At 61.6% G+C, this 25150-nt stretch carries 22 protein-coding genes, 1 tRNA gene and 1 pseudogene; 16 read left to right on the top strand and 8 right to left on the bottom strand.

Going from position 1 to position 25150, the window contains the following annotated elements:
- Positions 1-2: 2 nt before the first annotated feature.
- Genes U5A82_RS05930 through U5A82_RS05945 form a run of 4 tightly spaced genes read right to left on the bottom strand, consistent with a single transcriptional unit; the run spans position 3 to position 6703 of the window.
- Positions 3-1508 carry a glycoside hydrolase family 32 protein gene (locus U5A82_RS05930; RefSeq protein ID WP_326289411.1) on the bottom strand — a complete coding sequence of 502 codons (1506 nt, stop codon included), beginning with the start codon at positions 1506-1508 and terminating at the stop codon, positions 3-5.
- Positions 1505-2857 carry a sugar porter family MFS transporter gene (locus U5A82_RS05935; protein ID WP_326289413.1) on the bottom strand — a complete coding sequence of 451 codons (1353 nt, stop codon included), beginning with the start codon at positions 2855-2857 and terminating at the stop codon, positions 1505-1507. The genes U5A82_RS05930 and U5A82_RS05935 overlap by 4 nt, the downstream gene beginning before the upstream one ends.
- The gene (locus tag U5A82_RS05940) at positions 2850-3821 is read right to left on the bottom strand and encodes an ROK family protein (protein WP_326289414.1); all 972 of its coding nucleotides are present in this window, start codon (positions 3819-3821) and stop codon (positions 2850-2852) included. Before U5A82_RS05940 ends, U5A82_RS05935 begins: the two co-directional genes overlap by 8 nt.
- Before the next feature lie 32 nt (positions 3822-3853).
- Entirely contained in the window at positions 3854-6703 is a 2850-nt protein-coding gene (locus U5A82_RS05945; RefSeq protein WP_326289415.1) for a TonB-dependent receptor, read from the bottom strand.
- A 393-nt stretch (positions 6704-7096) separates the two neighbouring features.
- Between U5A82_RS05945 and U5A82_RS05950 the strand changes: the two genes are divergently transcribed.
- The gene (locus U5A82_RS05950) at positions 7097-7357 is read left to right on the top strand and encodes a hypothetical protein (RefSeq protein WP_326289417.1); all 261 of its coding nucleotides are present in this window, start codon (positions 7097-7099) and stop codon (positions 7355-7357) included.
- Between the two features lie 143 nt (positions 7358-7500).
- Here the strand turns inward: U5A82_RS05950 and U5A82_RS05955 are convergent.
- A tRNA-Pro gene (locus U5A82_RS05955) sits at positions 7501-7577 on the bottom strand.
- A 185-nt stretch (positions 7578-7762) separates the two neighbouring features.
- On the opposite strand from U5A82_RS05955, the gene yajC reads away from it, so the two are divergent.
- Genes yajC through U5A82_RS05975 form a run of 4 tightly spaced genes read left to right on the top strand, consistent with a single transcriptional unit; the run spans position 7763 to position 11120 of the window.
- Positions 7763-8098: a preprotein translocase subunit YajC gene (gene yajC, locus U5A82_RS05960; RefSeq protein ID WP_326289419.1), complete on the top strand. Its 336-nt coding sequence runs from the start codon at positions 7763-7765 to the stop codon at positions 8096-8098.
- Positions 8099-8106: 8 nt separating this feature from the next.
- The gene (secD, locus tag U5A82_RS05965; protein WP_326289420.1) at positions 8107-9705 is read left to right on the top strand and encodes a protein translocase subunit SecD; all 1599 of its coding nucleotides are present in this window, start codon (positions 8107-8109) and stop codon (positions 9703-9705) included.
- Positions 9706-9726: 21 nt separating this feature from the next.
- On the top strand, positions 9727-10731 hold the full coding sequence (gene secF / locus U5A82_RS05970) for a protein translocase subunit SecF (RefSeq protein ID WP_326289421.1): 1005 nt from the start codon (positions 9727-9729) through the stop codon (positions 10729-10731).
- Between the two features lie 47 nt (positions 10732-10778).
- Complete coding sequence (locus tag U5A82_RS05975; RefSeq protein ID WP_442802204.1) at positions 10779-11120, top strand: Mth938-like domain-containing protein; 342 nt, start codon at positions 10779-10781, stop codon at positions 11118-11120.
- 126 nt (positions 11121-11246) lie between these two features.
- On the opposite strand, the gene U5A82_RS05980 is transcribed toward U5A82_RS05975, so the two are convergent.
- Both U5A82_RS05980 and U5A82_RS05985 read right to left on the bottom strand, forming a co-directional pair.
- Positions 11247-12080 carry an autotransporter outer membrane beta-barrel domain-containing protein gene (locus tag U5A82_RS05980; RefSeq protein ID WP_326289423.1) on the bottom strand — a complete coding sequence of 278 codons (834 nt, stop codon included), beginning with the start codon at positions 12078-12080 and terminating at the stop codon, positions 11247-11249.
- Between the two features lie 4 nt (positions 12081-12084).
- Positions 12085-14595 carry an autotransporter domain-containing protein gene (locus U5A82_RS05985; RefSeq protein WP_326289424.1) on the bottom strand — a complete coding sequence of 837 codons (2511 nt, stop codon included), beginning with the start codon at positions 14593-14595 and terminating at the stop codon, positions 12085-12087.
- A gap of 330 nt (positions 14596-14925) precedes the next feature.
- On the opposite strand from U5A82_RS05985, the gene U5A82_RS05990 reads away from it, so the two are divergent.
- From U5A82_RS05990 to U5A82_RS06040, 11 genes and pseudogenes are all read left to right on the top strand, one after another.
- A complete protein-coding gene (locus U5A82_RS05990) occupies positions 14926-16047 on the top strand; it encodes a Ppx/GppA phosphatase family protein (RefSeq protein ID WP_326292861.1) in 1122 nt (373 codons plus the stop codon).
- Positions 16044-16748: an RlmE family RNA methyltransferase gene (locus tag U5A82_RS05995; RefSeq protein WP_326289426.1), complete on the top strand. Its 705-nt coding sequence runs from the start codon at positions 16044-16046 to the stop codon at positions 16746-16748. The genes U5A82_RS05990 and U5A82_RS05995 overlap by 4 nt, the downstream gene beginning before the upstream one ends.
- A gap of 45 nt (positions 16749-16793) precedes the next feature.
- Positions 16794-16895, top strand: a pseudogene (locus U5A82_RS06000) (ATP-binding protein); the annotation flags it as partial.
- 32 nt (positions 16896-16927) lie between these two features.
- Positions 16928-18640, top strand: coding sequence for a recombinase family protein (locus U5A82_RS06005; RefSeq protein WP_326289427.1), 1713 nt, complete (start codon positions 16928-16930; stop codon positions 18638-18640).
- A 142-nt stretch (positions 18641-18782) separates the two neighbouring features.
- The gene (locus tag U5A82_RS06010; protein ID WP_326289428.1) at positions 18783-19094 is read left to right on the top strand and encodes a site-specific integrase; all 312 of its coding nucleotides are present in this window, start codon (positions 18783-18785) and stop codon (positions 19092-19094) included.
- A gap of 268 nt (positions 19095-19362) precedes the next feature.
- Entirely contained in the window at positions 19363-19683 is a 321-nt protein-coding gene (locus U5A82_RS06015) for a hypothetical protein (protein WP_326289429.1), read from the top strand.
- Positions 19684-19762: 79 nt separating this feature from the next.
- A complete protein-coding gene (locus tag U5A82_RS06020) occupies positions 19763-20155 on the top strand; it encodes a hypothetical protein (RefSeq protein ID WP_326289430.1) in 393 nt (130 codons plus the stop codon).
- Positions 20152-20487, top strand: coding sequence for a hypothetical protein (locus tag U5A82_RS06025; RefSeq protein ID WP_326289432.1), 336 nt, complete (start codon positions 20152-20154; stop codon positions 20485-20487). Before U5A82_RS06020 ends, U5A82_RS06025 begins: the two co-directional genes overlap by 4 nt.
- On the top strand, positions 20474-21229 hold the full coding sequence (locus U5A82_RS06030) for a hypothetical protein (protein ID WP_326289434.1): 756 nt from the start codon (positions 20474-20476) through the stop codon (positions 21227-21229). The genes U5A82_RS06025 and U5A82_RS06030 overlap by 14 nt, the downstream gene beginning before the upstream one ends.
- Before the next feature lie 84 nt (positions 21230-21313).
- Positions 21314-21535 carry a helix-turn-helix transcriptional regulator gene (locus U5A82_RS06035; protein ID WP_326289436.1) on the top strand — a complete coding sequence of 74 codons (222 nt, stop codon included), beginning with the start codon at positions 21314-21316 and terminating at the stop codon, positions 21533-21535.
- A gap of 149 nt (positions 21536-21684) precedes the next feature.
- Entirely contained in the window at positions 21685-24213 is a 2529-nt protein-coding gene (locus U5A82_RS06040) for a PriCT-2 domain-containing protein (protein WP_326289438.1), read from the top strand.
- A 510-nt stretch (positions 24214-24723) separates the two neighbouring features.
- Here the strand turns inward: U5A82_RS06040 and U5A82_RS06045 are convergent.
- Positions 24724-25110: a hypothetical protein gene (locus U5A82_RS06045; RefSeq protein WP_326289440.1), complete on the bottom strand. Its 387-nt coding sequence runs from the start codon at positions 25108-25110 to the stop codon at positions 24724-24726.
- Between the last annotated feature and the right edge of the window lie 40 nt (positions 25111-25150).

Raw genomic sequence — 25150 nt, forward strand, 5'->3', positions numbered from 1 at the left:
CCTCATGGGGTGCGGACCGACAACTCCCATCCTTCGAGCGACGATATAGTGGCGTGGCCGCGAGCGTGGGCGGACCACCGCAAGCTGCTCCCTGCCGGAAAGAACCGATCGGTGATCACCTTCGTCCCATCGTTGATGTAGAGTTCGAGAATGGATTCATCGACGATGACGTGGAGCCTGACCTTTCCGGAACTGAGGTCGACCGGGGCGATGTGCCGGTCTGGAAACGCATCGTGAAAGTGCGGGCCGGACCTGGTTCGATCCACGAAGACTTCATTGACCGCCGGATTGACGCCGATCAGTGTTTCATATCCGGCTTCATCGGTAAGGGCGATGACCAGTTGCTCGGCCGCATGCGCGTCGATATCGAAGATCGCCTCAACCCGCCCACCCTGAACCGGCAGCGTCACCGGAGTCGGGCCTATCGACAGATTGCTGGCGATCCGCCGGGGGCCGCGAAACTTCGTGAGTTCTCGCACCGGCGCCTGGGCGATCCGATAGCCATCCTTTGTCCGGATCAGATCAACCGTCCGGGGCAACGACATCAGTCCGCGCGACGGATAGGTCGGAATATTGTTCGCATAGCGCCAGTCATTCGCCCAGCCGATCCAGATACGACGGGCGTCATCCTTGGGAAGATCGTTCCATGACACCGCAGCATAAAAGTCTGCGCCATAGTCCATCCACTGCGGCGCGCTTCCCCACGTCGGATCGGGTGTGAACTGACGCCCGTCGAAACTGCCCACGAAATACTGGCCGCCCGAGCCGCCCCCGACGCCACCGTCACCCAGATTGATCCCGAGGACCCAGCGCTTTTCGCCGCTCGTTCCGTTCTTTACCGGCAGTTCGAAAAGATCCGGGCATTCCCAATTCTTTCCACGCGCGCCCGCCGGACCGAAATCGCTGGCATGATCCCATGCCTTGAGATCCGTGGATGTGTAGATGGACAGCTTGTTTTCGACCGCCCGCACGACCAACATGATCCACCGATGGGACGGCGCATGCCAAAAGACCTTGGGATCGCGAAACTCGGTCGACCCTATGTCGAGTATCTTGCCGTAGCGTGTAAAGGTCCGTCCCTTGTCGTTGCTGTACGCCAGATATTGGGACTGATTCTTCGTCTTGGGATCGAAGCCTGTGAAGAAGGCGATCATCGGCGGCTTGCCGTTTCGACCAAAGCCGCTGCTGTTGGCCCAGTCGATGACAGCACTGCCTGAAAATGCCATCACATCGGTTTCGGCCAGGGCAACCGGCAATTCGGTCCAACGGACAAGATCGCGGCTGACCGCATGTCCCCAGCTCATATGTCCCCAGCGATCGCCATAGGGATTATACTGGTAGAAGAGGTGATATTCGCCGTCATAATAAACGAGGCCGTTGGGATCGTTCATCCAGTTGCGTGCTGGCGCGAAATGGAATGCCGGTGCTGCTTTCCATCCGGGCTGGGCGGCAACGCTGGACGGCAGGACTATGGCGGCGGCGATGGCGAGCGCGGTGATGCGTTTCAATGTATCCTCCCCAGGTCCATATCCTCCAGAGCGACGCCGTTCGTTTCCGGCATGAATTTCCATACCCAGATAAACTGAAGCAGCATCATCGCGCCGAAGAAACCGAACACCCATCCGCCAAGCCGCGCGGCAAAGACGGGGAAGGCCCAGGTGATGGCTGCGGCCATGACCCAGTGCGTGGTGCTGCCCAAGGCCTGTCCCTTGCCGCGAACGGCGCTGGGGAAGACTTCAGAAATGAAGACCCAGATCACGGCGCCCTGCGAAACGGCGAAGGCGGCGATGAAGCCAAGCAGTCCCATCAGCACGAGTGTGCCATCGGGCGATGGGCTTTCCAGCTGTGCACCCACAAGAATAAGCGCGGCGGCGGTCAGAATGGAGCCGATATAAAGTAGCGGTTTGCGCCCGAAACGATCAATCAGGAAGAGGGCGAGTATCGTGAACACAAGGTTCGTGCCGCCGACCGCCACCGACTGTAGCATGGCGGAATCGGCGCCTGCTCCTGCAAGCTCGAAGATGCGCGGGGCATAGTAGAGAAGGGCGTTGATGCCCGACAACTGGTTGAACATGGCGATCGCGATCGCGCATCCCACCGGCGCGGCATAGGCGGGCTGGAACAGGCGGGGCGCGATCGATGCAGGTGCACGGACCGATGCGGCCTTTATGTGGGCGACCTCGCGGCCGGGATCGGCAAAGCCCAGCTTCGTCATGACCGCGCGCGCGACCTCTTCCCGCCCATGCCCCACCAGCCAGCGGGGGCTGTCTGGCAGAAGCATCGTCACGATCAGGAAAAGAAGCGAAGGAACGGTGACGATACCGAACATCCACCGCCAGGCGATAGATGGTTCGAACAGCGAAGCGATGACATAGTTGGACAAGAATGCGAGGACGATGCCCAGCACGATGTTCAACTGGTTGAGTGCGACGAGCCTGCCCCGATACTGGGCTGGCGCGACCTCCGCGATGTAGATGGGGGTGACGACGGATGCGGCACCGATCGCCAGGCCGCCCAGGAAGCGGAACAGAAGCAATGTCGGCCAGGAAGGCGCGAGACCCGTGCCGAGCGACGAAACGACATAGGCGATGGCGACCGTCAGCAGCATGGGCTTCCGTCCGAAACGGTCGGCTGGCGCACCTGCTGCGAGCGATCCGATTACCGTCCCGATCAGCGCCGACGCGACGGTGAAACCCAGCGCCTGATCGCTCAATGCGAACTGCGCCTGGAGCGCGGATGTGGTCCCCGAGATGACGGCCGTATCGAAGCCGAAGAGCAGGCCGCCCAGCGCTGCGCCCGCAGCGGTGAGGATCATCGCCAGGGTGACGCGGTTTTCCGGGTGCTGCGCCTCATGCATCGACCGAATGCTCCATGGCGGACGCCGTCGAGGACGATATCTGCCAATGGGCAGGCCAACGCCGGGTCAGCTTCCTGTATGCGATCGCAAGCGCACCCGTCAGTCCCGCAGAGGATCCTGCGGACGGCGGCACAACATATTCCATCATATCGATTTGCCTTATGCTCGCGTCATAGCCTGCCAATTGATGGATCAGAGCGTGTCGCACCCGCTCATGCATGCTGGCGGACTGCATCACGCCGCCGCCCAGAATGATGCGATCAGGACGTACGACATAGGTCAACGTCGCGCAGAGGCCTGCAATATAGTCCGCCGCGATGCGCCAGCCGTCATGATCATAGGGTAGAGATTCTGCCGGCTGTCCCCATCGTGCGGCCAGGGCCGGTCCGCTCGTCATGCCTTCAAGACAGTCGCCGTGGAAAGGACAGATGCCCGCGAAATCGGTGTCACCCTTCGCGCGAGGCAGGCGAATATGCCCTGCTTCGGGATGATTGGCGCCGCCATGAGGGGCGCTGTTCACGAACAGGCCGACGCCCACCCCTGTCCCGACCGTCACATAGGCGAATGTGTCGAGACCCTTACCGCTGCCGAAAAGATGTTCACCGACAGCCGCGCAATTGACATCGGTGTCGATCGCGATCGGCACATCGAGCGTGTTTTCAAAGTGCCGGACGAGGGGAACGTCCTGCCACCCCTTTTTGGGCGTGGATGTGATCGCGCCATAATCGCTGGCCGTCGGCTGAAGCGACAAGGGGCCAAAGCTGCCGATCGAGAGGGCTGCTATGGGGCCATGCCTATCCCCGACATTTTCAAAGAAGGCATCGACCAATCCAAGAGTGGTGACGGGATCAGTCGTGCTGATCCGCGTCTGCGATACGATATTGCCGTCCATGTCCGTCACGCCGCACAGGAACTTGGTTCCCCCCGCTTCAATACCGCCCAGCAGTTGTCCCGATTGATCCATGTATAGATGACCCTTTCTGCCGGTCGGCAGTCTCAGAAGCTGACGTTCAGGCTGGCGCGGAAGGTTCGGCCAAATAGTGGGCGACCCAGGCCACGGTTGCGTGTCCCGTCCGGCGAATAGAGGTCGAAGAAGACCGGATCGCTTTCCGTGAAGGACAACTCGTTGGTCAGGTTGGCGACATTGATTTGCAGGAACGCATTCTTGTTGATCGCGACGGCCGCCCCGGCGTTGATGATATAGTAGGACTGGAGTTGCGTGACGTTAAAGTCCGTCGATTCCGAGTAGCGCTTGCCGTAATAGAAGCCCTGCGCGAAGATCGATACGGGAACGCCGGTCGTCGGTTTGAAGTCGAACGACGGGCGCACGTTGAGCATCACGGTCGGCAGTCGCCGCGGACGGCGGCCGTCTTCGCCCACGGTCACAAAGCGATATCCGGTCAGGACGTTGGCGGTATCGCGCACTTCCTGGGTAAGCGTATAATTGGCATCGCGGATTTTGGGGTTCTGGAGAACGACGTTGCCGCGCAGTTCCAGACCTTCAAGCGCTGCCGGGCGCCATGCGACCTCTATTTCGGTGCCGACATTGCGGATGCCCCTGCGATAGCGTTCGGCCACTTCGGGACATTGATTGATCTGGACCACCGCGCCGGGGGCAGGCGCGCATGACGCGCTTTGAAAATCGCGATAGACGTTGACGAACTCGCGTGGCTTGAAATTATTGTAGAATAAGGCAGCCGAGATATCGAGTTCGCGCGTAAAATAGCGCGCGCCGCCTTCCAGTTGCAGGATGCGCTCGACAGGGCTGGCATCGACCGCTGCGCCATTCACGACGACGCTGTTGCTCAGGCCCAGGTCGTTGGCATCCTGCAGGCTCGGCAGCCGGAAGGAACTGGATATAAGAGCATAGACCGCCAGCGGGTTGCTGATCGAATAGTTGCCGCCGATCGACCATCCGACCGCATCATAGGTGCCGTTGAAAACGCGGTTCGCGCCCGGCAAGGCGGCTTCGTTGTCCGCAGTCGTGTCCTGCGTTGATCCCACGATCGTGCCGGCCGGCGTCAGATTGGTGATGACGTTGCGATCGCGACGCACCAGGTCGATCTTCCGGCTTTCATAGCGTGCACCGATATCCAGCTTCAGCCGTCCGTCCAAAGTTTCCCAATGATCCAGAAGATAGGCGGCAAGGTTGCGCGACTTGGAGGTCGTGACGAAGCCGCCCAGGCTTTCGAGAATCGCGCCGCCGCGTGTCAACGAGGGGCCTACCTGATTGCCCGCCGCGTCAACCAAAGTCAGATCGACGAGGTGCGCGTCCTTACCTACGTCCGATACCAGCAGGCTCTGCTGGAAATTGACGTCCCACTTATACCGGGCGCCGTACAAGCCGGCCGTGATCTGGTGCTTGCCCAGGAGCTCAAAGCTCTTCTGCGCCTGCAGATCGAGCGAGGCGCTTTCCGCATCTGTTCGCGCGATAAAGGGGATCAGGAAATTGAGATAGTCCGAGCCACCAACGGCGACACCATCATTCGTGCGGTTGGCCGAGATACGCGTATATTTGGCGTATCGGCTGACGAAATCCTGCTGGCTGATAGTCGCGAACGCCTGACAACCATTAGCGGGCACATTGAAGAAGCCGATCAATTTGGCGTTGCCAAGATCGCAGGCGCGGGCCGCGTTATAGGCCGGGTTGATCACGTCATTCTGCAGCCGCACGTTCAGAAAATTCGTGGCGGTCGACGTGTCGTTGCCCGTGAACAGGCCGTTGAAGCCGTTGCTGCCCGTCGTATAGCGGGCACCGGCCGTGAACTTCCAGCCAGACTCCAGTTCTTTGGACCCCTTGAGGGTGAAAATGCCGAAATTGGGGTGAATGCCGTCTGCGAAATCGACATCGCGCGATCCATATTCGCCGGTCTGCGTGAAACGGCGATTGAATTTGGAAGCAAAGGTGCCGCTGCCAAAATCGATGCCAAGCGGCTCGATCGTCTTCTGATCAAGCTTGATGGGGTTTTCGGCAGTGCCGGGACCATCGACCCGAGGCACGGTAAACGGGATATTCTGATAGAAGGCCGTTCGGTCGTTGATGTAGAGCCCCTGGCCCTGGATCACGGTGCTGCCGTCGTCGCTGGTGTAGACGATGTTGGCGCGAATTTGGCCACCTTTATCGGCGGTGTAGCCGGTGTCGCGAATACCGTCCGAAATGCGATAGAAGCCACCGGCCGCAAAGGTCAGATTCTTGTTGATCGGTCCTGATATGAAGGCATCGTTGCGCAGGAAGCCGTAATCCGCGACCTCGACCTTGTAGCCCGCCTTGAACTCCTGCGTTCCCGTGCGGGTCACATAGTTGACGGTGGCGCCGAGGCCGTTGGAATAGAGGATACCGCCTGGGCCGCCCTTCACCACTTCGACGCGCTCGGTCATCAAATCCGCGCGAATGAAGATGTCGTTGTTCATGAACGGGACTTCCGGCTCCTCGAAAACCGGAAGCCCATCGATCAATTGCGGTGCGTAACGATATCCACCCGTAACTGGCAGGCCTCTGACCGTGATATTGTTGCTGGCCTCGCCCGCCGTGCTCCCTTCCGAGTAGATGCCCGGTATGTTGGCGAGCAGGTCTGCGGTGCTGATCGGCGCCAGCCGCGTAATGTCGCTCGTCGATATCGTGGTGATCGAGAAAGTCGCATCAAGCTTCTTGGTGCCTTCGGTGACGCCCGTGACGACGATATCCGCCTGGCCCGCCGCGTCGGCGACTGGCCGGGTCTCATCAGTTTTAGGGGATTTGTCGCTTCGCGCTTGCGCCGCAGGGGTCTCTGATTGGCCATAGGCACTCGTGGCTGCCAGCAGGGCCGCTACGGACGCCGAGACACAGGCGCAGTGTTTGATCTTCATATTCCCTCTCCCCGTACACGAACGTCGATGCAGCATGCTCGGTGTTCCTTATGACTAAATCTACTAATGAGATTAAGTGCTGTCAACAGGGATGACTTGAGGATGTCGATTGAACGCGGCTCGCTCAAAATCGGCCTCGCGCACGGGCGGACCCGGCGCGTGAAGCTGTGCAACGCCTCGTGCTTTCCGGTGCGAGGCGTTGCTGTGTTGAGACCTTCACGGTAAACGGCCTCATGTGGGCTACAATCATCACGGCGCTAGTCGCTCGTAGGTTCGGCTGGTGCAATTCTCCTGACCAAGTGGCAGGAGCGGGAAGCAACATGGCGTGCAAAGAAGCTCGCATATTATGAAGAGTTCTTTGGAGCGGCGAGCGGCATAGTCGGGAACGCGCCTGTGCCCGCCAAGATCAGATTTGCCACTGCCGTCAATAACCTGCATTTGATTGGATCGGCAAACGTGATCCGCGCGCTCCATGCCTTCACCGATGAAATTGCGGAATCCAATTCACCGGGCATGACCAAGGAGAGGCACGATCAGTTATGGTCTCACTTGGTCTGGGAGATACGCGATGATTTGGGCGATCCACCCGGCGATAAGTCCACTTTCACAGCTCGGCTCTGGGCGTCTGGTGCCGGAACAAACGTCGCACGGTAAAAGCTGGGGCCGAAAGCGCCGAGACTCGTCACACATAAGTGCTAGCTTTCAGCGGCGCTGTTAGACATGCGCTAGAAGACGCAAATGGGTGGCGCTGCTAGATACAGCGACGCCTACTTAAACCCATTCTTCTTCCGAAAATTTGGTCGGGACGAGAGGATTCGAACCTCCGACCCCCACACCCCCAGTGTGATGCGCTACCAGGCTGCGCTACGTCCCGACCGGAGGGCGCCCAATATAAGCAGCGGATTAAAAGCGCAAGCGCTCAATCGCAGCTGTTCGAACGATTTGCCCCAATCCCTAATCATATTGCCTCTGCGCCCCCATCTGTGTTAGCCGCCCGCGCTTGATCCGTGGACGCCGAGACGGCGTGCGCGCACGACAGACAACAAGGCAGTCCCACCCATGTTCATTACCCCAGCCTTTGCCCAGACCGCGGGCGGGCAAGCTTCCGGCGCCGGAATCCTGGTGCAGATGGCGCCGCTGGTGCTGATCTTCGTCGTCTTCTATTTCCTGCTGATCCGTCCGCAGCAAAAGAAGATGAAGGAGCATAAGGCCAAGATCGACGCCGTGAAGAAGGGCGATCAGGTCATCACCGGTGGTGGCCTGGTCGGCAAGGTGGCGCGCGTGGACGAGATTTACGCCGATATCGAACTGGCGCCGGGCCTGAAGGTCAAGGCGGTCAAGTCGACCCTGACCGAGGTGATCGATCCGACCACCGCCAAGCCCGCGAACGACTGAGCGACCCCATGCTGAACTTTTCGCGCTGGGCGGTCTTCGCGATCATCCTGCCTTTGGCGATCGGCGTGCTGTGCGCCATTCCCAGCTTCCTGCCCGACGCGACCGTAGCGCATCTGCCGCGCTTCATGCAGACGCGCGTCAATCTGGGCCTCGACCTGTCGGGCGGCAGCCATCTGCTGCTCGAAGCATCGACGCAGGATGTCGCCAAGCAGCGCCTGACCAATATGGAAGAGCAGGTCCGCACCGAATTGCGCCGGGGTGATCCCAGGATCGCGATCGGTGACATTTCGAGCCGCGACGGGAAGCTCAGCTTCATGGTCCGCGAGCCTGCCCAGGTCGATGCCGCCGTCGAGCGTATCCGCCCGCTGACGCAGGGCGCGGGGCTGACCGGGCAGCGCGATTTCAATGTCGAGGTGGTCAATAGCTCCACCATCGTCATCACGCCGACCGATGCGGGGATCAAGAGCGCGGTCAAGAGCGCGATGGAAGTCGCGACCGAAGTCATCCGCAAGCGCATCGACGAAATGGGTACGCGCGAACCCACGATCCAGCAACAGGGCAACAATCGCATCGTCGTGCAGGTGCCCGGGTTGCAGGACCCCAAGGCGCTGAAGGATCTGCTGGGCCAGACCGCCAAGCTGGAATTCAAGCTGGTCGATACGACCGCCAACCCGTCGGAAGTCGCGCAGGGTCGCGCGCCGGTGGGCAGCGAAGTGCTGAAATACCCCAACAACCCGTCGGGCGTCCCCTTCATCGCGGTCAAGCGTCAGGTGATGGTGTCGGGCGAAGATCTGACCGACGCGACGCAGGGCTATGACCAGAGCAACCAGGCGATCGTCAACATCCGTTTCAACAGCTCGGGCGGTCGCAAATTCGGGCAGGTGACGTCGCAGAACGTCAACCGCCCCTTCGCCATCATTCTGGACAATCAGGTGCTGTCCGCGCCGAACATCAACGAACCGATCCTGGGCGGTAGCGCACAGGTCAGCGGCAGCTTCACCGTGGAAAGCGCCAATCAGCTCGCCATCGCGCTGCGATCGGGCAAACTGCCGGTCGCGCTGACGGTGGTGGAGGAACGCACGGTCGGGCCGGGGCTGGGCGCGGATTCGATCCGGGCGGGCCTGATCGCGTCGATCGTCGCGGTGGTCGCGGTCGCCGCCTTCATGTTCGTCAGCTATGGCCGGTTCGGCATGTATGCGAACCTGGCGGTCGCCATCAACGTGGCGGTCATTCTGGGCGTCATGGGCATATTGGGCGCGACGCTGACGCTGCCGGGCATCGCCGGTTTCGTGCTGACGATCGGTACGGCGGTCGACGCCAACGTGCTGATCTACGAACGTATTCGCGAGGAGCGGCGACGCGGGCGCAATGTCGTCCAGTCGATCGAACATGGCTATAAGGAAGCGAGCCGCACGATTTTCGAGGCGAACGTGACCCACGCCATCGCCGGGGGCATCATGCTCGCGCTCGGCTCCGGTCCGGTCAAGGGCTTCGCCATCGTGCTGCTGATCGGCATCGCGACCAGCGTGTTCACCGCCGTCACCTTCACCCGCATGGTCGTCGCGAACTGGGTGCGCCGCACCCGTCCGACCGACATTCACATTTAAGAGGGGCGGGAGGACACACCCATGAAACTTCTCAAGCTCGTCCCCGACAACACCAATATCGGCTTCGTCGCGGTGCGGAAATGGGCGTTCGCCCTGACCGCGCTGCTGACGGTACTGGCCGTGGGCGCGACCGCGCATAAGGGCCTCAATCTGGGCGTCGATTTCGTCGGCGGCCTGATGATCGAGGCGAAATTCCCCCAAGCGGTCGAAACCGACAAGGTGCGCGCGACCATCGGCACGCTGGGCGTGGGCGAAAGCTCGCTCCAGCAGTTCGGCGATCCCAAGACGGTGCAGATTCGCCTGCCGCTGCCCGATCAGGGCGGCGCGGGCGCGGCCAACGCCGTGGTGGAAAAGACCCGGCAGGCGATGGTCGCGCAATTCCCCGGCGTCACTTTCTCCCGCTACGACACGGTGTCGGGCAAGGTGTCGGGCGAACTGATCCAGAATGGCGTGCTGGCCGTCGTGCTGGCGATCCTGGGTATCGCGGTGTTCAGCTGGTTCCGCTACGAATGGCAGTTCGGCGTCTCCACCTTCGTCGCGATCGTGCACGACGTGCTGATGACGCTGGGCTTCTTCGCGATCACCCAGCTGGAATTCGACCTCAACATCATCGCCGCCGTGCTGACGATCGTGGGCTATTCGATCAACGACAAGATGGTGATCGACGACCGTATCCGCGAGAATATGCGCAAATATCGCAAGATGGACATGAAGTCGCTGATCGACCTGTCGGTCAACGAAACGCTGCCGCGCACCGTGATGACGTCCGTCACGATCCTGCTGGCACTCGGCGCGCTGCTGCTACTGGGCGGCCATGTGCTGCGTGGCTTCACCGCCGCCATGATGCTGGGCATTATCGTGGGTACCTATTCGTCGGTCTATGTGTCGTCCTCGCTGCTGATCTCGCTGGGCCTGACCCCGCAGACGTCGGAATTGAAGGCGTCCAAGAAGAAGGGCGACTATGCAGGGCAGGCGGAGCGTGTCGGTCCCCGCGAAACGAGTCGTGACAATGGGGCGAAGCCCTGAGCGACGCGGGCATCAAGCTTCGCCGTGACGATAGCGGGCAGGGGCCGATCGTCACCGGCTTTCAGGGCCGGGGTTTCCGGGTGAAGGACGATGTCTTCCCCGATGGCCTACTGCTCAGCCCGGTGCGGGCGTTGGCCTGGGCCGATGCACCGGGCGTCGACGCCCTGACGGTGGCGGCGCTGGGCGACTTGTTCGCCACCGAATCCAGGCCTGAATTTCTGTTGCTGGGCACCGGCGCTGGATTGCGCCAGCCGCCGCGCGCTTTCGTCCGCGCCGTCGAAGCGCTGGGGATCGGCGTGGAGGCGATGGACAGCCGCGCTGCCGCCCGGGCCTGGGGTGTACTGCGCGCCGAAGACCGGCAGATCGTGGCGGCGTTGCTGCCGCTTTGAGGGGCGTCGCCGGTCCTGACCGGCCGATTATGCCCCCTCTCTGGCGTATGGACATCCTTATACCGCAGGCAACGAAAAGGGCCGCCCGGATGGGGCGGCCCTTTCCTTTCGGCTGGGAGCCGGAAATCAGAAGCGGAATTTCACCGCGGCGCGATAGCTCTGATATTTGATGTCCTTGCGCCAGGCCGTGGTGTCGGCCGACAGGGTCAGGTCGATCGTGCCGGTGGTCAGGGTCAGGCCGCCGCCCAACTCGCCCCAATTCTTGTCCGACCCGCCCAGCGCGAAGGGTGCCAGACCGCCATTGCCGCCGACCAGATTGGCCAGGAAGAAGGCTGGCTGATCGCGGAATTCATGGACGAAGTTGGCGGTGACATAGGGGCGGAAACCGCCGCTATTGATCTTCGCCGTCGCGCCCAGTCGACCCTGTGCGCTCTGGATCGCATGCCGCTTGATCACCAGCGCCGCGTCGCCGCCATATTCGGCGATATTGCCGCCGCTGATATAGGCGCCGCGGATCGAGGCGCGCGGCACGATGCTGAAGGCGTCATCCCCCAGCGCCTTGCTGAGGCCCAGTTCGCCCGACAGCGCCAGTTCCTGATCGCTGCCATAGAGGGTGTAGGGTGTGGTGCCCAGCGTGAAGGCCCGGCGCGCCTTGGTGGCGAGCGTACCGGCGCTGCCGACCGCGTCCAGCTTTATCCCGCCCAGGTTGAAGGCGCCATAGACCGTGCCCTGATAAAGGCGGGCGCGGTTGGTGTCGCCCACGGCCGTGTCGCCCTTCAACTGGCTGAAGGCGACCGACAGGCCGATCACGCCATCATCGTTGAACGCCTTTTCGACGCCCGCCGCCGCATACCAGCCGTCGAACTGGTCGCGGCCGAGCGGTGCGATCGAGCGCATCGGTGCGGCGCTGCCGTCGATATAGCCGCCCGCCAGGAACGCGCTGACATCTTCGGGCAGCACGCCTTCACGGGTGGTGCTGTCCGCCCCCCTGATCCATGCCGAGGTCGATATTGTTGAGGCTGGATGCGGCGAGCTGGATCGGCTGGCCGACCATGGTCAGCGTGCCGCCCATCGCCCCGCCGTCCAGCTTGGTCAGCCGATCGCGGTAGAAACGCGCCATATTGTCGGTGAGCGTTTCGCCCATCGACGTGCGCAGGGCTTCGGTGCGGGGCGCCATCGCTTCGAACGACGCCTGGATGCCCGCGACGGACATGACATCGGTTTCGCCATAGAGACCGGCATAGCTGCCATAGAGGCCGCGATTCTGGTCGAGCAGCCGGGCGAAGGAGACCTGCGTCTGCGATGCGCCGTTGACGACGTCGGCATAGCGACCGGCGTCGATCGTGACCGACACGGCATTACCCGCATAGCTCAGCACCGGGCGCAGGATCGGGGTCAGGTTGGTGGCCGTGCGGAAGCTGCCGGTGACGCCACCCGTGGCGGTGAGGAAGGTGTAGCGATTGCCGAAGCGCAGGCGCGTCCCGCTGGTGGGGGCGAAGGCGACCGTCCCGCCGACATTGGCCGCGCCCGCGCCGGTGCCACGCACGGCCAGCACGTCGGACACGCCATTGGCGCCCAGGTCGATGGCCAGCGTGCTGGCCGAAGACAGGACGACATTCCCCTCCACGCTGAGCGTGCCGATCGTGCCGATGCCGCCGGGCGCGATCACGCCCAGCATGTTGGTGAGGAAGGGCGTGCGCACCGTGCCGGAACCCGACAACAAGCCAGTCATCAGGAAATAGTCGCCCGGCGTGTTGACGGAGCCGTTGACGTTCACCGTACCCGCCAGCTGCGCGATTTCCATGAGGCTAGTCAGCGATCCGGTGGAAGTCACGTCCAGCGTGGCGCCCGCCCCCGCGATGCCGAAGCGATCGACGGTGGCGACGGTGTCCAGCGTGGTGCGGCCCGCTGCCGACAAGGTGACATCATAATAGCGACCCACGACCCCGCGCGAGGCGACCGGCGCTATATTATTGGGGATGAAATTGCTCGCGCCCGATAGGCCATTGGCAAGGCTGGCGGGCGGCACGGGGACGCTGGCCTGGGCTTCCTTGATGCTACCGTCGGCCAGGACGGCGGCGCTGGGATCGGCGTCGGTCAGGCTGACCTGCTCGGGCGAAGGGCTGCGATCGACGATTTCGACCTTGCCCAGATTATTGGCCACGGTGCTGGTCAGACCGGTGCCGCTGGCAATGCCCTGCGTCGCTACCGGCTCGCCATTGGCCGAAAATCTCTTCGTGCCTACGTCATAGCAGCCTTCGGACGGCGCGCCGTTCGGCTGATAGCAAATCTGGCCGAATTTGCTGGCGGCGTCCGTGCCGAACGCACCCGCGCCGGTTGCGGTTGGTACGCCGTTCACCAGTCGACCCCCGCTGTCGATGACCCGGTAATTGGGGTCGAGCGCCGTCACCCAGTGGCTGGCGTCGCTCCACTTGCCATCGCCCGCCTTGGCCGTGGCGTAGCGATAGGGGTTGTTGGCGGCGATCCAGTCCCAGAACAGGTAGAGCGGCTGGTAGAAGGACGAGCCGCCATAGGAGCTTTGCGGTTGCGCCGCGAAATAGCGACTGCCGCCCGATAGGACGCCCAGCACCGTCTTTTCGGCGAACGTCCGGTCCAGGATGAGCGGACCACCCAAATCGCCGCTGGCGGTGATCCCTTCATTGGGCAGGGCTTCGTCCTTGAAGACGTTGAATTCGTACTGGTTCCTGTTTGCCGGATCGTCGAAATCGACATGGTAGAGATTCTGATTGTAGCCGCCGCCTTCGCCGAACAGGACAGTGTCGATATCGTCGAGCGAGCCGAGCAGCCCCAGGAAATTTTCCGCCACGCGGCGGCGGAAATCGACGCCGATATTCTGTCCTGCGGTGCCGCTGCCGGTGCGGCCATAGCCAGTGAGCGTCACATGATAGTTGGTGCCGGTCGTGTTGCTGATGCTGGACGGCGCGGGCAGCGCGGAAAACAGCATCGTCCAGGTCGGCACGCCCTTGGCCGGGGTGTCGAGCGTCGCCATGGCGACGTCGCCATAGAGGAAGCTGAGCGCTGGCGGATCGAGCGAGTCGGGATGATAGGCGATGTTGTTGACATTATAGACGCTGAGCGCCGTGTTGGTCCGGTAATTATTGTTCAGCCAGTTGACCAGGCCCGGACGGGCGTCCGCCTGGAAGGCGAAGGCGACGGGCACGCCATTGTTGACGGTGGAATAGGTGGCGGGGTTGCGGTCGTTGACGCAATGCGCCGCGAAGATGACCGTGCGCGGATTGACGAGTGTGCCGGTGCACACGAATCCGTCGGCACGATACATGATGCCAACGCCATTGACGCCCGTGTCGAGAATCTGGGTCGGCGTCTTCGTGTCGTTCGGAACGACCGCCTGTGCAGCCGGTGCGATCGCCAGCGCCCCCAGCGCAACCGATGTCAAAAGACCAGGACGACCGGCGCGCGCCAGCAGGCGTGCACCATTCTTGCGAATGCGCATATTATAACTCTCCCCAAAGACCGATGGGAAGGCTAGGCGGCGAATAACGACAAGACAATCGGGCGATATGCGAAAGTTATTTTATGTCACAAAAAGGACACAGCATGTCCGTTTTGTCCGATTGTCTTGACGCAGTGCAGCATCTTCAAATCGTATCACGCCATGGTCGGTAAATTGCTTTAGATCAAATTTACCAAACCGAACGCGCGGCATCGTCCACTTGCGGCCTGGCTGACGGCCCACGCCTTGCACATCGCGGCATATCTGCTTAAGCATGAGGGCAAGTTCCGGCGCCATTTGGCGCTGGCGAATATAGAAGTGAGTTACGGCATGGTGCAGCAGAGCCGCCCATCGCCGCAGAGTTCCGGCCCGACCGGCCGTTTCGCGGGCAAGCGTGTCCGTTCCGGCCAGGGCGATGGGAGCAAGGCTGCGGCCATTCCTCCCCCGTCGACGCAACGGGGTTTTTCGCCCCATAGCGCGCGCGACCGTCGTTCCTATGCCGCGATCGACCTGGGCACCAATAATTGCCGTCTTTTGATCGCCAAGCCGTCCGCCGATGGCTTCATCGTCGTGGACGCTTTTTCCCGGATCGTGCGGTTGGGCGAGGGACTGGCCTCGACCGGCCGGATCAGCGACGCCGCGATCGAGCGCGCGATCGCGGCGCTGTCCGTCTGCGCCGACAAATTGCGGCGCAGGCATGTGACGCTGGCGCGGTCGGTCGCGACGGAAGCCTGTCGCCGCGCGGTCAATGGCGCGGACTTCATCCAGCGCGTCTATCGCGAAACGGGCATCGTCCTCGACATCATCAGCGCGCAGGAAGAAGCGCGGCTCGCGGTGCTGGGCTGCCATGCGCTGCTGGAGCCGGGCGATGGCCCGGCGCTCATCTTCGATATCGGCGGCGGGTCGACCGAGTTGGTGCTGGTCGATTCGCACGGTACGACGGGCGCGCCGCGGATCGTGGATTGGGTCAGCGCGCCCTGGGGCGTCGTATCGCTGACCGAGAGCGAGGCGTTCGACCATGGCAGCCAGGCGGAACGCCTGGCTGCCTATGACCGCATGCGCGCGCGTGTCAGCGATGCCTTCGCCCCGCTTGCGCGGCGCTTGCCCAAAGGGGCTGAGGGTATTCGCCTGCTCGGCACGTCGGGCACGGTGACGACGCTCGCGAGCCTGCATCTCAATCTGCCGCGCTATGATCGGCAGGCGATCGACGGGCTGATCGTGCCGTGCGAATCGATGCGCGCCATTTCGGAACGGCTGTCGACCATGACGTTGGCGGAGCGGCAGAAGCTGCCCTGTATCGGCACCGAACGCGCCGACCTGGTCGTGGCGGGGTGTGCGATCCTGGAATCGATCCTCGACATCTGGCCTGCCGTGCGACTGGGCGTGGCCGATCGGGGTATCAGAGAAGGCATATTGCGCGGCCTGATGGACCGCGACGGGAGAGTGATGTGAGGGGTGCTGGCGCCGGCAAGGTGCGGGTCAAAACCGCCAAGGGGCGCACGGCGCAATCGGTGCGCTGGCTCGAACGGCATCTGAACGATCCCTATGTCAAAAAGGCGAAGGCCGAAGGCTGGCGCAGCCGTGCCGCCTTCAAGCTGATCGAACTGGACGAGAAATTCCATTTCGTGAAGGGATCGCGCGCGGTCGTGGACTTAGGCGTGGCGCCGGGCGGCTGGGCGCAGGTGGTGCGCAAGCTGGCGCCCAAGGCCGCCGTGGTCGGCATCGACCTGTTGCCGACAGACGATATTGCGGGCGTCACCCTGTTCGAAATGGATTTCATGGATGACAAGGCGCCGCAGATGCTGCGCGACGCGCTGGGCGATGCGCCCGATCTGGTGATTTCCGACATGGCCGCCAATACGGTCGGCCATGCCGCGACCGACCATCTGCGCACCATGGCGCTGGTCGAGGCGGCAGCCTGGTTCGCGGTCGAAAATCTGCGCAAGGGCGGCACCTTCGTCGCGAAGGTGTTTGCAGGTGGCACCGATGGCGAACTGCTGGTCCTGCTCAAGAAGAATTTCACGACGATCAAACATGCCAAGCCGCCTGCCAGTCGCAAGGGCAGCGTCGAATGGTATGTCGTGGCGCAGGGGTTCAAGGGGCGTGCCGATGAACCGGCGAGGGGCCGGGACGGGGAGCAAATAGACGATTAGGCCCGCATCGGGTCGACGGGGCAGCGGGACAGGGCGGGGGCATTTTTGGTCGCAACGGTATCGACGGTGGCCTATCTGGGGCTGGAGGCGCGCGCCGTGGAGGTGCAGTGCCAACTGGTGCCGGGCCTGCCCAACTTCATTATATTGTAGCACATAACACAGCGCGCTATGCCGTTGACATGGAAGCCTACCTCTACCTCCGATACAGCTCAGCGGAGCAATCCAAGGGCAGTTCCTTGGAGCGACAATTGCAGATTTGTCGCGATTATTGCGATCAAAAGGGGTGGCATCATGCCGCCGCACGGGAGCTAATCGATGAAGGCGTCTCTGCTTATGACGGGTCAAATCGCGCTGGCCAAAGTGCCCTGGCGCAATTCGAGCGCATGGCGCATGATGGCGAGATTCCGCCAGACAGCGTGTTGGTTGTCGAGCGTTTAGATCGCATAAGCCGCGAGTCGCCCCATGCCGTTGTGCGTTTTGTTTCCAGCATTCTGGAAGCGCGCATCACCATTGCAGTGGCAAGCAATGATCGCATCTATTCCGGCGATGTGCCTTTTGATCAATTGATCGACATGGTTGTGACGGCACGGCTAGCGAACGAGGAATCCGAAAAGAAGAGTGATAGGCTTCGGGCCGCATGGTCCCGGAAGCGGCGTCTTGCGGCTCAAGGCGTACCATTAACAGCTATGTGCCCAGCATGGCTGGAGAAGAGCGATGATGGGCACTGCTACGTCGTTATAGAAGAAAAAGCCGCGCACATCAGACGCGTCTTTGAAATGGCTGCGGCCGGGCACGGACGTGGGCTGATAGCCAAGACGCTTAATCGTGCAGGTGTGCCGTCCCCGAGTCCGCGTGCGAAAGGCTGGCACCCCTCTTATATTCAGAAGCTGTTGAAGGGGTCAGCCGTGATAGGCGAGCTGCAGCTTTATAGATTGGAGGATGGAAAACGCATTCCAGACGGCGAACCCCTCTCCAATTATTATCCACCGATTGTGCCTCTCCAGCTCTATCGGCAAGCTCAGTCGGCCATGCGCGAGCGGATAAACATGCCTGGGCGGAGAGGCACTCGCATTTCCAATCTTTTCTCTGGGCTGGTCAAATGTCACGGTTGTGGCAGCACCATGACCTACAGAGATAAAGGACGTCAAAACGAACAATATCTAGTTTGCGACAGCGCTCTACGCGGTCGCGGCTGCGACCGCCGCTCACATTGGAATTACAATGTCCTTGAGCGGACGATATTGGATGAGGCGTTAGATCTGATCGCCGATTTAGAAGGGCCCGTGGTTAGCGACAAACTGCGGCACCTGACCGAGCAGGTGGCCCAACTGGAACATGGCGCACAAGATCTGCGCGATCGTCGCACGCGACTGCTGGACTTGTTATCTCGCGGGCCAGACGAACAGGCCGAACAACTGTATCGCTACTTAGGCGAAGAGCTGGACGCGAAGCAAGCCAAGGTGAAGGTTGTGCGTGAAGACCTGCGACTGGCGCAAGTCGAGCTCCCCCTCGATAAGCATGCGGATCGGCTTCGGGAAGCGAGGGTGTCGATAATTCGCGATGGACCAGAGCGCCTTGCCATCCGCCTCAAGGCTCAGCAAGCGGCGCGGTCCGTTATCGACGGAATCGCGTTCGACGCGCACCACCAGCATGTAACTGTCGTCTTGGCAGGGGGCATTGCAGCGTTCCGTTTTAGCATCAGCGGTGAGGTCATCGCGCGGTCGTCGGATTTAGATCAGATAGCGGCTGCGCCGGAGCTTGCGGCGGCTTGGGGAGCGCGTGCCGACGACGTTGCGCGGGTCGCGCAGCGTGCGGCGATGGCGGGGCACAAGAGAGGCAAGGACGAGGCCGCACTTGCCGCGCACGTCAAGCTGGCTGATTCGGCCCGTTGAAGTTGAGTGCCGCAACGAAGTGGCGCAGATGCGACGGTCGGAGGCGTTGGGCGACATATGAACGTTGCCGGCCGTCCTGCCGCTCCCGCCGGTCGCCATGGCCATATTGGCCAGCCTTCCGAATCATGGAGCAGACGGTTTTGTGTTCACCACCACGAATGGCGAAAAGCCCGCTAGCAACTTTGCAAAGAACAAGCGCGCCTTGGACGAGGCTAGCGGCACGTCGGGCTGGACCCTGCACGACCTTCGGCGAACGGCCCGCACCAAGCTCTCTGAAATAGGCATCGACCGCGACACGGCTCGTCGCATCATCGGTCATGCAGGCGACTTCCTGGACGAAACATACGATAGAGCCACGCATGAGCCGGCCAAGCGTGCGGCGCCGCTGCGTCTCTCCGCACACATTATGGAATTGGCTTCCAATCCTATCATCCAAAATTTGAACGCCGACTGAGATAAATAAATCAGCGGAATTCTTTCTCTCAGCCGAAAGCCGATTGCGCGCGATCATAAGGACGTCGCTCTTCTTCGAGATGCGAATGCCGGTTCGAAGACACAGCGGCGGTGACGCCGATGTTGATCAGCCGGCAGAGTAGCGGCGGCCGACGCGCTCATCAAGTCAAGCAAGCAGGGCAAAGGCCCCGTCACCCCCGGGTGAAGGGGCACGATGAACCGGAAATCGCCCGGGCGAACACGTCAATTGCTGTCTTTCAGGAGATATTATGCAGCGTTACATTTCCAACCCGCCCTCACGCGCCATCGCGCCGACCGTCGGCTCGCGCTCTACCGATTCCAACAAGCCCCGCAACTATGCCAGCCGCAAGGCTCGCTGGGTGAATCGCAGCACTTTCAACTGCGTGACCGGGCACTGGAGCGGCGAGCCGTTCGATATTGACCCGCACATGGTCATGCATGTCACCGAATTCATGGCGATCCATGATGGCGAGGCCATCATCACGCTGTGGGTGCGCGCAGACGGCAGCGAAAGCAAGGTGTCGTACAAAGTCGACGTTCCGAACCCGAGCCGTGTGGGTCGCGCCTAACCTCACCCCGAAGCCGCAGCCTTCCTGACATGCTTCGGCATGACCGGGTGAGCTGCGCCTGCCGAACATGGAGAACAGTATGAACACAGATTTCGATGCCCTCATTCGGCGCCGTCGTGATCCGGAAGAGCAAGCGATCGCCGTGGCCTACTGGCACGACATTCCGCTGGACGACGCTAAAGAGCTGATAGAGGACTATCAGCGCATTTCGCTGCCTGATGAAGGTCAGGCCCTCATCGCTCGTGCGCGCGGGGCAGTCATCCGGCCCATCGCCGAAAGGCTACTGATGGTGATCGAGGAATTACGCGGCATGCACATCTCGACCGATACGCTGGCCGCCATCCTCGATATCAACACCGCAGGTGACGCCGTCATGATCGACACGGCTTACAAGACCGTGGTGACGAAAGCTGCCGCGCCCTTGGTGTCGGAGACCGTCGATCCGCGACACAAGCTGATTACGTGTATATGATGGTGAGCGCAGCCGAACTGTGGCTGGAATACATGGATAAATGTTTTCGATGCGACTTCGTAATGGTCGACGGCGAACTCATGCCGGTCAAGAGGTCCGCCATCGAGTTCATCATGTACTGCATCACCCGCGTCCACGAGGTTTGGCCCGAGGAAATCCAGGCATGCGTCCCCGATCATCGGCGAGGATTTTCTCAAGGAGCATCGCGCGATCTGGGAAGAGCCGGACGAACCGCCCAAGCTGCGCATCGTGAAGTGAACACCTATATCGCCGTCGGCCAACAGGCCGGCGGCTTTTTTCTTTTGAGGGAAGATGACAATGATGGATGTTGACGCTGTGAGGTTGGCGCAAGCGCTGAAGGCTCGCGGGGCGGATGAATATGTCGGGCGGGCTGCTGAACTGGCCAAGCGCGCCAACGAGGCCCGGCGCATGAACGCTGATGCTGACCACCCTGCCCAGGCCGAAGATTTCTATGAAGTGGATCGCGCAAGCTATCTTGACGAAGTGGCTCAATGCGAAGCCTTCATCCGTTGGATTGAGCGCACCGTTGCGACCATGCCTGCACAGCCACCAGAAGGGCGCGATCTCGATCCCCTGACCACCGCCATCGACGATATGTTCGATCTGCCGCCAGACACAAACGCCGAGCAGAGGCTTGACCTGATCGCGACGATCCGTGCAGCTGGGGTGAGGGTCCGGGACGCGCTGGGCGATCCGCGCTTCAGGTCAATCCGGCCAGAGAAATCGACGAGGCGCGGTCCCAAGGAAAAGGACGATGCCGACCTCCGGCTTTTGATCGGGATAGCTTATCGTTTCATCCACCCGGAGGGGCAACAGGTAGACCTGGGAGACCGGCGGAAGCTCGACCCGGTTATCAAGATGGCGCAAGCGTTATGCGACGCATTGGACCTGGAATATGAGCACGGTCGTGTGAAGCAGCGGCTAAATGAGATGTACAAGGCGATAGGAAGCAGTCTCAAAGGTAGCAAAGATACGCGCGCCCTAAGATTTAGCGATATAAACCGAGGCATATTCGATCCAGATGAGATCGTGGCCCCTGACGACAATAAATAGCCTCAATATTTTTCGTCCCGGCGGGCTGAATCTGTGGATGTTACACATTGGCTATACCAAGCAATAGCACGGAGGCCCAACGCAATGCAGTCCGCCACTTCCCCTAAGCCCCGCGACGGCCTGATCGACATCGATGAGGTCGTCCGGGAAAGCTCGCTCTCCCGCAGCAGCATCTATCGCGGCATCAAGGCCGGCACCTTCCCGCCCGCCGTCCGCGTGTCCACGGGCCGCGTGGCTTGGCGCGCTTCGGAAATCGCCGAATGGTGCGCCGACCCGCTGGCCTGGAGCTACAAGATCGACTTCTAATCGGCCCTGATCGGGCGGGACCCAGAGCCCGCCTGGCCTCTCCTTGTCCAAGACTCAAGCTCGCCCCGCACAACAGGGGCTCTTCATTCCGCGCGACCCCGCTTCGCGCGCAGCCAGAGCTATGCCCAATGCCCACCACTCCCACCGAAATGGACGATTCGCCGCGCCAGGTTAGTGCGCAGGCCATCGCCTTCTTCTCTGCCATCGGCCGCAATGGCCCTCTATCCTTCCGCGTCATCATGGACGACAAATCCCGCAAGGGCATGGGCGTGGAACAGATGACAGCGCCGTTCGACCAGGCCATGCAGAAGCTGCGCCGCTGGAACGACGCGGGCTATGGTATCTTCGTCCAAGTCAACGCGTCGGACGGGCAGGGGGTGACCGCCGCCAACATCACCGCCGCCACCTGCTTCTTTGCCGACTTTGACGGCACCCCCCTGGAGAACGTGCATCGGCTTGGCATCGCGCCGCACGTTATCGTGGAAACGTCGCCCGGCAAGCGCCACTATTATTGGCGGGTGATCGGCATCACACTGAATCAATTCACTGCCGTCCAGAAGCGCCTGATTGCCCTGTTTGGGTCGGACAAGAGCATCCACGACCTGCCACGCATCATGCGGCTGCCCGGCTTCCTTCACCAGAAGAATCCCGACGCACCAACCTTGGTCACTTGCACGGTGATGGAGGGGTTGGCACCTTATTCCATCTCGGAATTCATGATGGCGCTCTCTGAGGCAGAAATAGCGCACGGGACCGGCGCATCCGAAGGCAGAAGCAAGGCTGATACCATAGCCGCTCTGGCTCAGCCCAAGGCGGGCAAAGCCGAGCTTGCGCGGGCGGAGGCGGCGCTCCGCCATCTGATCGACAAGGACGCGCTGGCAATCGGCGACTATAGCGATTGGAGTCGCTTGGGTATCGCGCTGAAGAATAGCTATGGCGAAGACGGGTTCGCGCTGTTCCTTCAGGTTTCGTCCGAAGACGCTTCGTTCAATGGCGAGGATGACGTTCGCAAGCACTGGGACGGCGTCAAGACCAATCGTCCCAAAGATCAGCAGCTCACCATTGCCACCTACTTTGCCAAGGCCAAAGATGCAGGCTGGATCGACGCCGCTGAGCAAGCGGCTATCAGCGGCGCGGGCGGCGGCAAGGTCAAGCCCGACGCGGCTTCGATCATCCTCGACCAGGCCGCAGCGGCCGGAGACGAGGTGTTCCTGTCGCCTGATGGCAAAGCCTATGTCCAGATTGCGCAAGAGCAGGCGGGCAAGGCCCGGCACGTGACGCTGGCCCTTGGCGGCGACGATTATCGTGGCATCCTGTGCCTGCGCTATCACGAGCAGCAGGTCGTCAAGACCGCGCCCAAGGATCAGGTCAGCGCCGCCGTCGGCATCCTGCATGCCCGCGCTCGTCAGGCCGACGTGCGCCATCCTGTATATCTGCGGGTGGCGCACCATGAGGGCCGGGTGTACATCAATCTCGATCCCGACAAAGGCGTGGTGGCGGTGATCGACCCGATCGGCTGGCGCATTATGGACGAGGAGCCGCCGGTGCACTTCGTCGCCGGCAGCCGTGGACCGCTGCCGATGCCGCAGTCCGGCGGGTCAAAGGCGACGTTTGCGAGGCACTTTAACGTCAGCCCGGAGGACCTGAACCGGGTCATCGGCTTCCTGCTGTCCATGTTCAATGACGAGGGGGCTTATCCCATCCTGCTGGTGGAGGGCGTCGCCGGATCGGCAAAAAGCAACCTTGGCGACAAGGCGCTGGCGTTGATCGACCCACCCATTGGCGATCGGCAGGCAGCGCGGTTCAGCATGGCCGAGGAGGAGCGCAATCTGCACATCCAGGCTTCGCGCTGCTCCATGCTGTACCTGGACAATATTTCGGTGTTTTCCGCAGACGTGGCCGATCAGCTTTGCCGCCTAGCGTCGGGCGCTGCGTCGTCACATCGAGTTCTTCATAGCAATGATGCCGAGCAGCTGTTCTTCGTCCGCCGGCCTTGTATCGTCAGCTGTATCGCCACGCCAAGCAGTCGGGGCGACCTGCTGAGCCGATCGCTTAGGGTTACGGCGACCAGGCTGGAGAAGCGGCAGACCGAGGCGGCCGTCTGGCGGGCGTTCAACGCCGACGCCGGAAAGATGGTCGGCTTCCTGCTGGACTGCGTGTCGGCGGGCCTGCGCAATCGGGCGGCGGTGGCCACGCGGATAGAGGGCGGCGAACTGGCGCTGCCGCGCCTAGCCGACTTTGCTGCTTGGGTGGAGGCGACAGGCGAGCCCATGGGGCTGGAGCCAGGCGATTTTGCCGCGCTGCTGAACGAGGAGCAGGAAAGCATGCAACGCAAAGCGGTGGACGGGCATCCGTTGATCGACGCCTTGGCGGCTTACTTTCAGAACCAGGAAGCGAAGATAGAGGGTAAGACAGCACGCGAGCTGCGGGACATGCTTGCCCCGTACGACCGGACGAACAGCCTACCTGCGGTCAATCAGTTCTCAGCCATGTTCCGTCGGATGGCTGAAGGCCTGCGCACGTCAGGATTCGACGTGTCGGAGGGCCGGAATGGCAAACGCAAGGTGACAACGTTCAGCATCGCAACGAACGACGCGTTCGAGCGCAAGCCGGCTGATGATAATCATGGCCACCCCGCAGCCGCCAGCGTCAACAACGATGGTCCGCTGCCCTTCTAACCATATGTGGGGCTTGGTTCCGGCGCGCCGCTAAGCCCACTGGCGGGTACTGGCGGGCACTCCATCTTATCCGTACCCGCTGTCGAAACCCGCGCAAATGCTGGGCTGGCGGGTATAGCGGGTACTGCGGGTACTCTTTTCAATGTTCAGTAAGAGAATAGGGGCAGGGCACGCCGTGCCCGCCAGGCGTGCCCCTGCGCCATACCTGCGTCGCCAGGCAAAACCTCTGGTCGGACACCCGCAGTACCCGCCATACCCGCGAATGGCAGAAAAGCTCGGTTTTTGGGGCGGGCACCCGCCCATCACAGTGCACGCCAAGTACCCGCCGCTGCGCATGACATGCGGATTTACCCGTTCGCAGCTGATGGGACAGAGATTTTCGATCGGTGAAGTAACCTTTTTTGTGGATCAAGAGCGCATGTGTCGGCCGGACGCCGGCAATCTGCACAGTCAGTCCTGCGCCCCCTATCCTTGCCTGAATCTCACTATGCCGAGCCAGTGCCTGATATCTCATCTTCCACGCGGTCGGGTGGTCATGGCCCTTTGTCGCCGCAGCACTTCAAATGCTCCACTGGCCTTTGCCAGCGCCACCTCTGCTGCATGAATGTCAAGTGTCAGCAACAACTCTTCACGGCCGCACATTTGCAGGAATACTGCCAACACGCGCTCTGACCGCGCGGACAACGCAACGAGATGATGCCCATTGGGTCCTGTGGCTCCATTTATCCAGTTGCGAGCAGTGTGATCTGAGGCATTTGTCCATTTCATGATGGTTTTCGCGGAAGCCGCTGTCGTGCCGAGTTCGTCCCGCAGAGCCGCGCTGATACGATCGACAAATTCCCTCTCTGTCAGGCGCGCAGGATCGTTCGGAAATCCATTGGGAGTATTTGGAAACATGTTTCCGTACCTTTCCATCTAGAAAAGGCTCAGCCCGACT

The sequence above is a fragment of the Sphingobium sp. CR2-8 genome, from assembly GCF_035818615.1.
Classification (GTDB): Bacteria; Pseudomonadota; Alphaproteobacteria; order Sphingomonadales; family Sphingomonadaceae; genus Sphingobium.

Coding starts and splice junctions, on each gene's coding strand:
- U5A82_RS05935 (WP_326289413.1), bottom strand. CDS start 2,857: ATGCATGAGGCGCAGCACCCGGAAAACCGCGTCACCCTGGCGATGATC.
- U5A82_RS05940 (WP_326289414.1), bottom strand. CDS start 3,821: ATGGATCAATCGGGACAACTGCTGGGCGGTATTGAAGCGGGGGGAACC.
- U5A82_RS05945 (WP_326289415.1), bottom strand. CDS start 6,703: ATGAAGATCAAACACTGCGCCTGTGTCTCGGCGTCCGTAGCGGCCCTG.
- yajC (WP_326289419.1), top strand. CDS start 7,763: ATGTTCATTACCCCAGCCTTTGCCCAGACCGCGGGCGGGCAAGCTTCC.
- secD (WP_326289420.1), top strand. CDS start 8,107: ATGCTGAACTTTTCGCGCTGGGCGGTCTTCGCGATCATCCTGCCTTTG.
- secF (WP_326289421.1), top strand. CDS start 9,727: ATGAAACTTCTCAAGCTCGTCCCCGACAACACCAATATCGGCTTCGTC.
- U5A82_RS05985 (WP_326289424.1), bottom strand. CDS start 14,595: ATGCGCATTCGCAAGAATGGTGCACGCCTGCTGGCGCGCGCCGGTCGT.
- U5A82_RS05990 (WP_326292861.1), top strand. CDS start 14,926: ATGGTGCAGCAGAGCCGCCCATCGCCGCAGAGTTCCGGCCCGACCGGC.
- U5A82_RS06005 (WP_326289427.1), top strand. CDS start 16,928: ATGGAAGCCTACCTCTACCTCCGATACAGCTCAGCGGAGCAATCCAAG.
- U5A82_RS06015 (WP_326289429.1), top strand. CDS start 19,363: ATGCAGCGTTACATTTCCAACCCGCCCTCACGCGCCATCGCGCCGACC.
- U5A82_RS06020 (WP_326289430.1), top strand. CDS start 19,763: ATGAACACAGATTTCGATGCCCTCATTCGGCGCCGTCGTGATCCGGAA.
- U5A82_RS06025 (WP_326289432.1), top strand. CDS start 20,152: ATGATGGTGAGCGCAGCCGAACTGTGGCTGGAATACATGGATAAATGT.
- U5A82_RS06030 (WP_326289434.1), top strand. CDS start 20,474: ATGATGGATGTTGACGCTGTGAGGTTGGCGCAAGCGCTGAAGGCTCGC.
- U5A82_RS06035 (WP_326289436.1), top strand. CDS start 21,314: ATGCAGTCCGCCACTTCCCCTAAGCCCCGCGACGGCCTGATCGACATC.
- U5A82_RS06040 (WP_326289438.1), top strand. CDS start 21,685: ATGGACGATTCGCCGCGCCAGGTTAGTGCGCAGGCCATCGCCTTCTTC.
- U5A82_RS06045 (WP_326289440.1), bottom strand. CDS start 25,110: ATGTTTCCAAATACTCCCAATGGATTTCCGAACGATCCTGCGCGCCTG.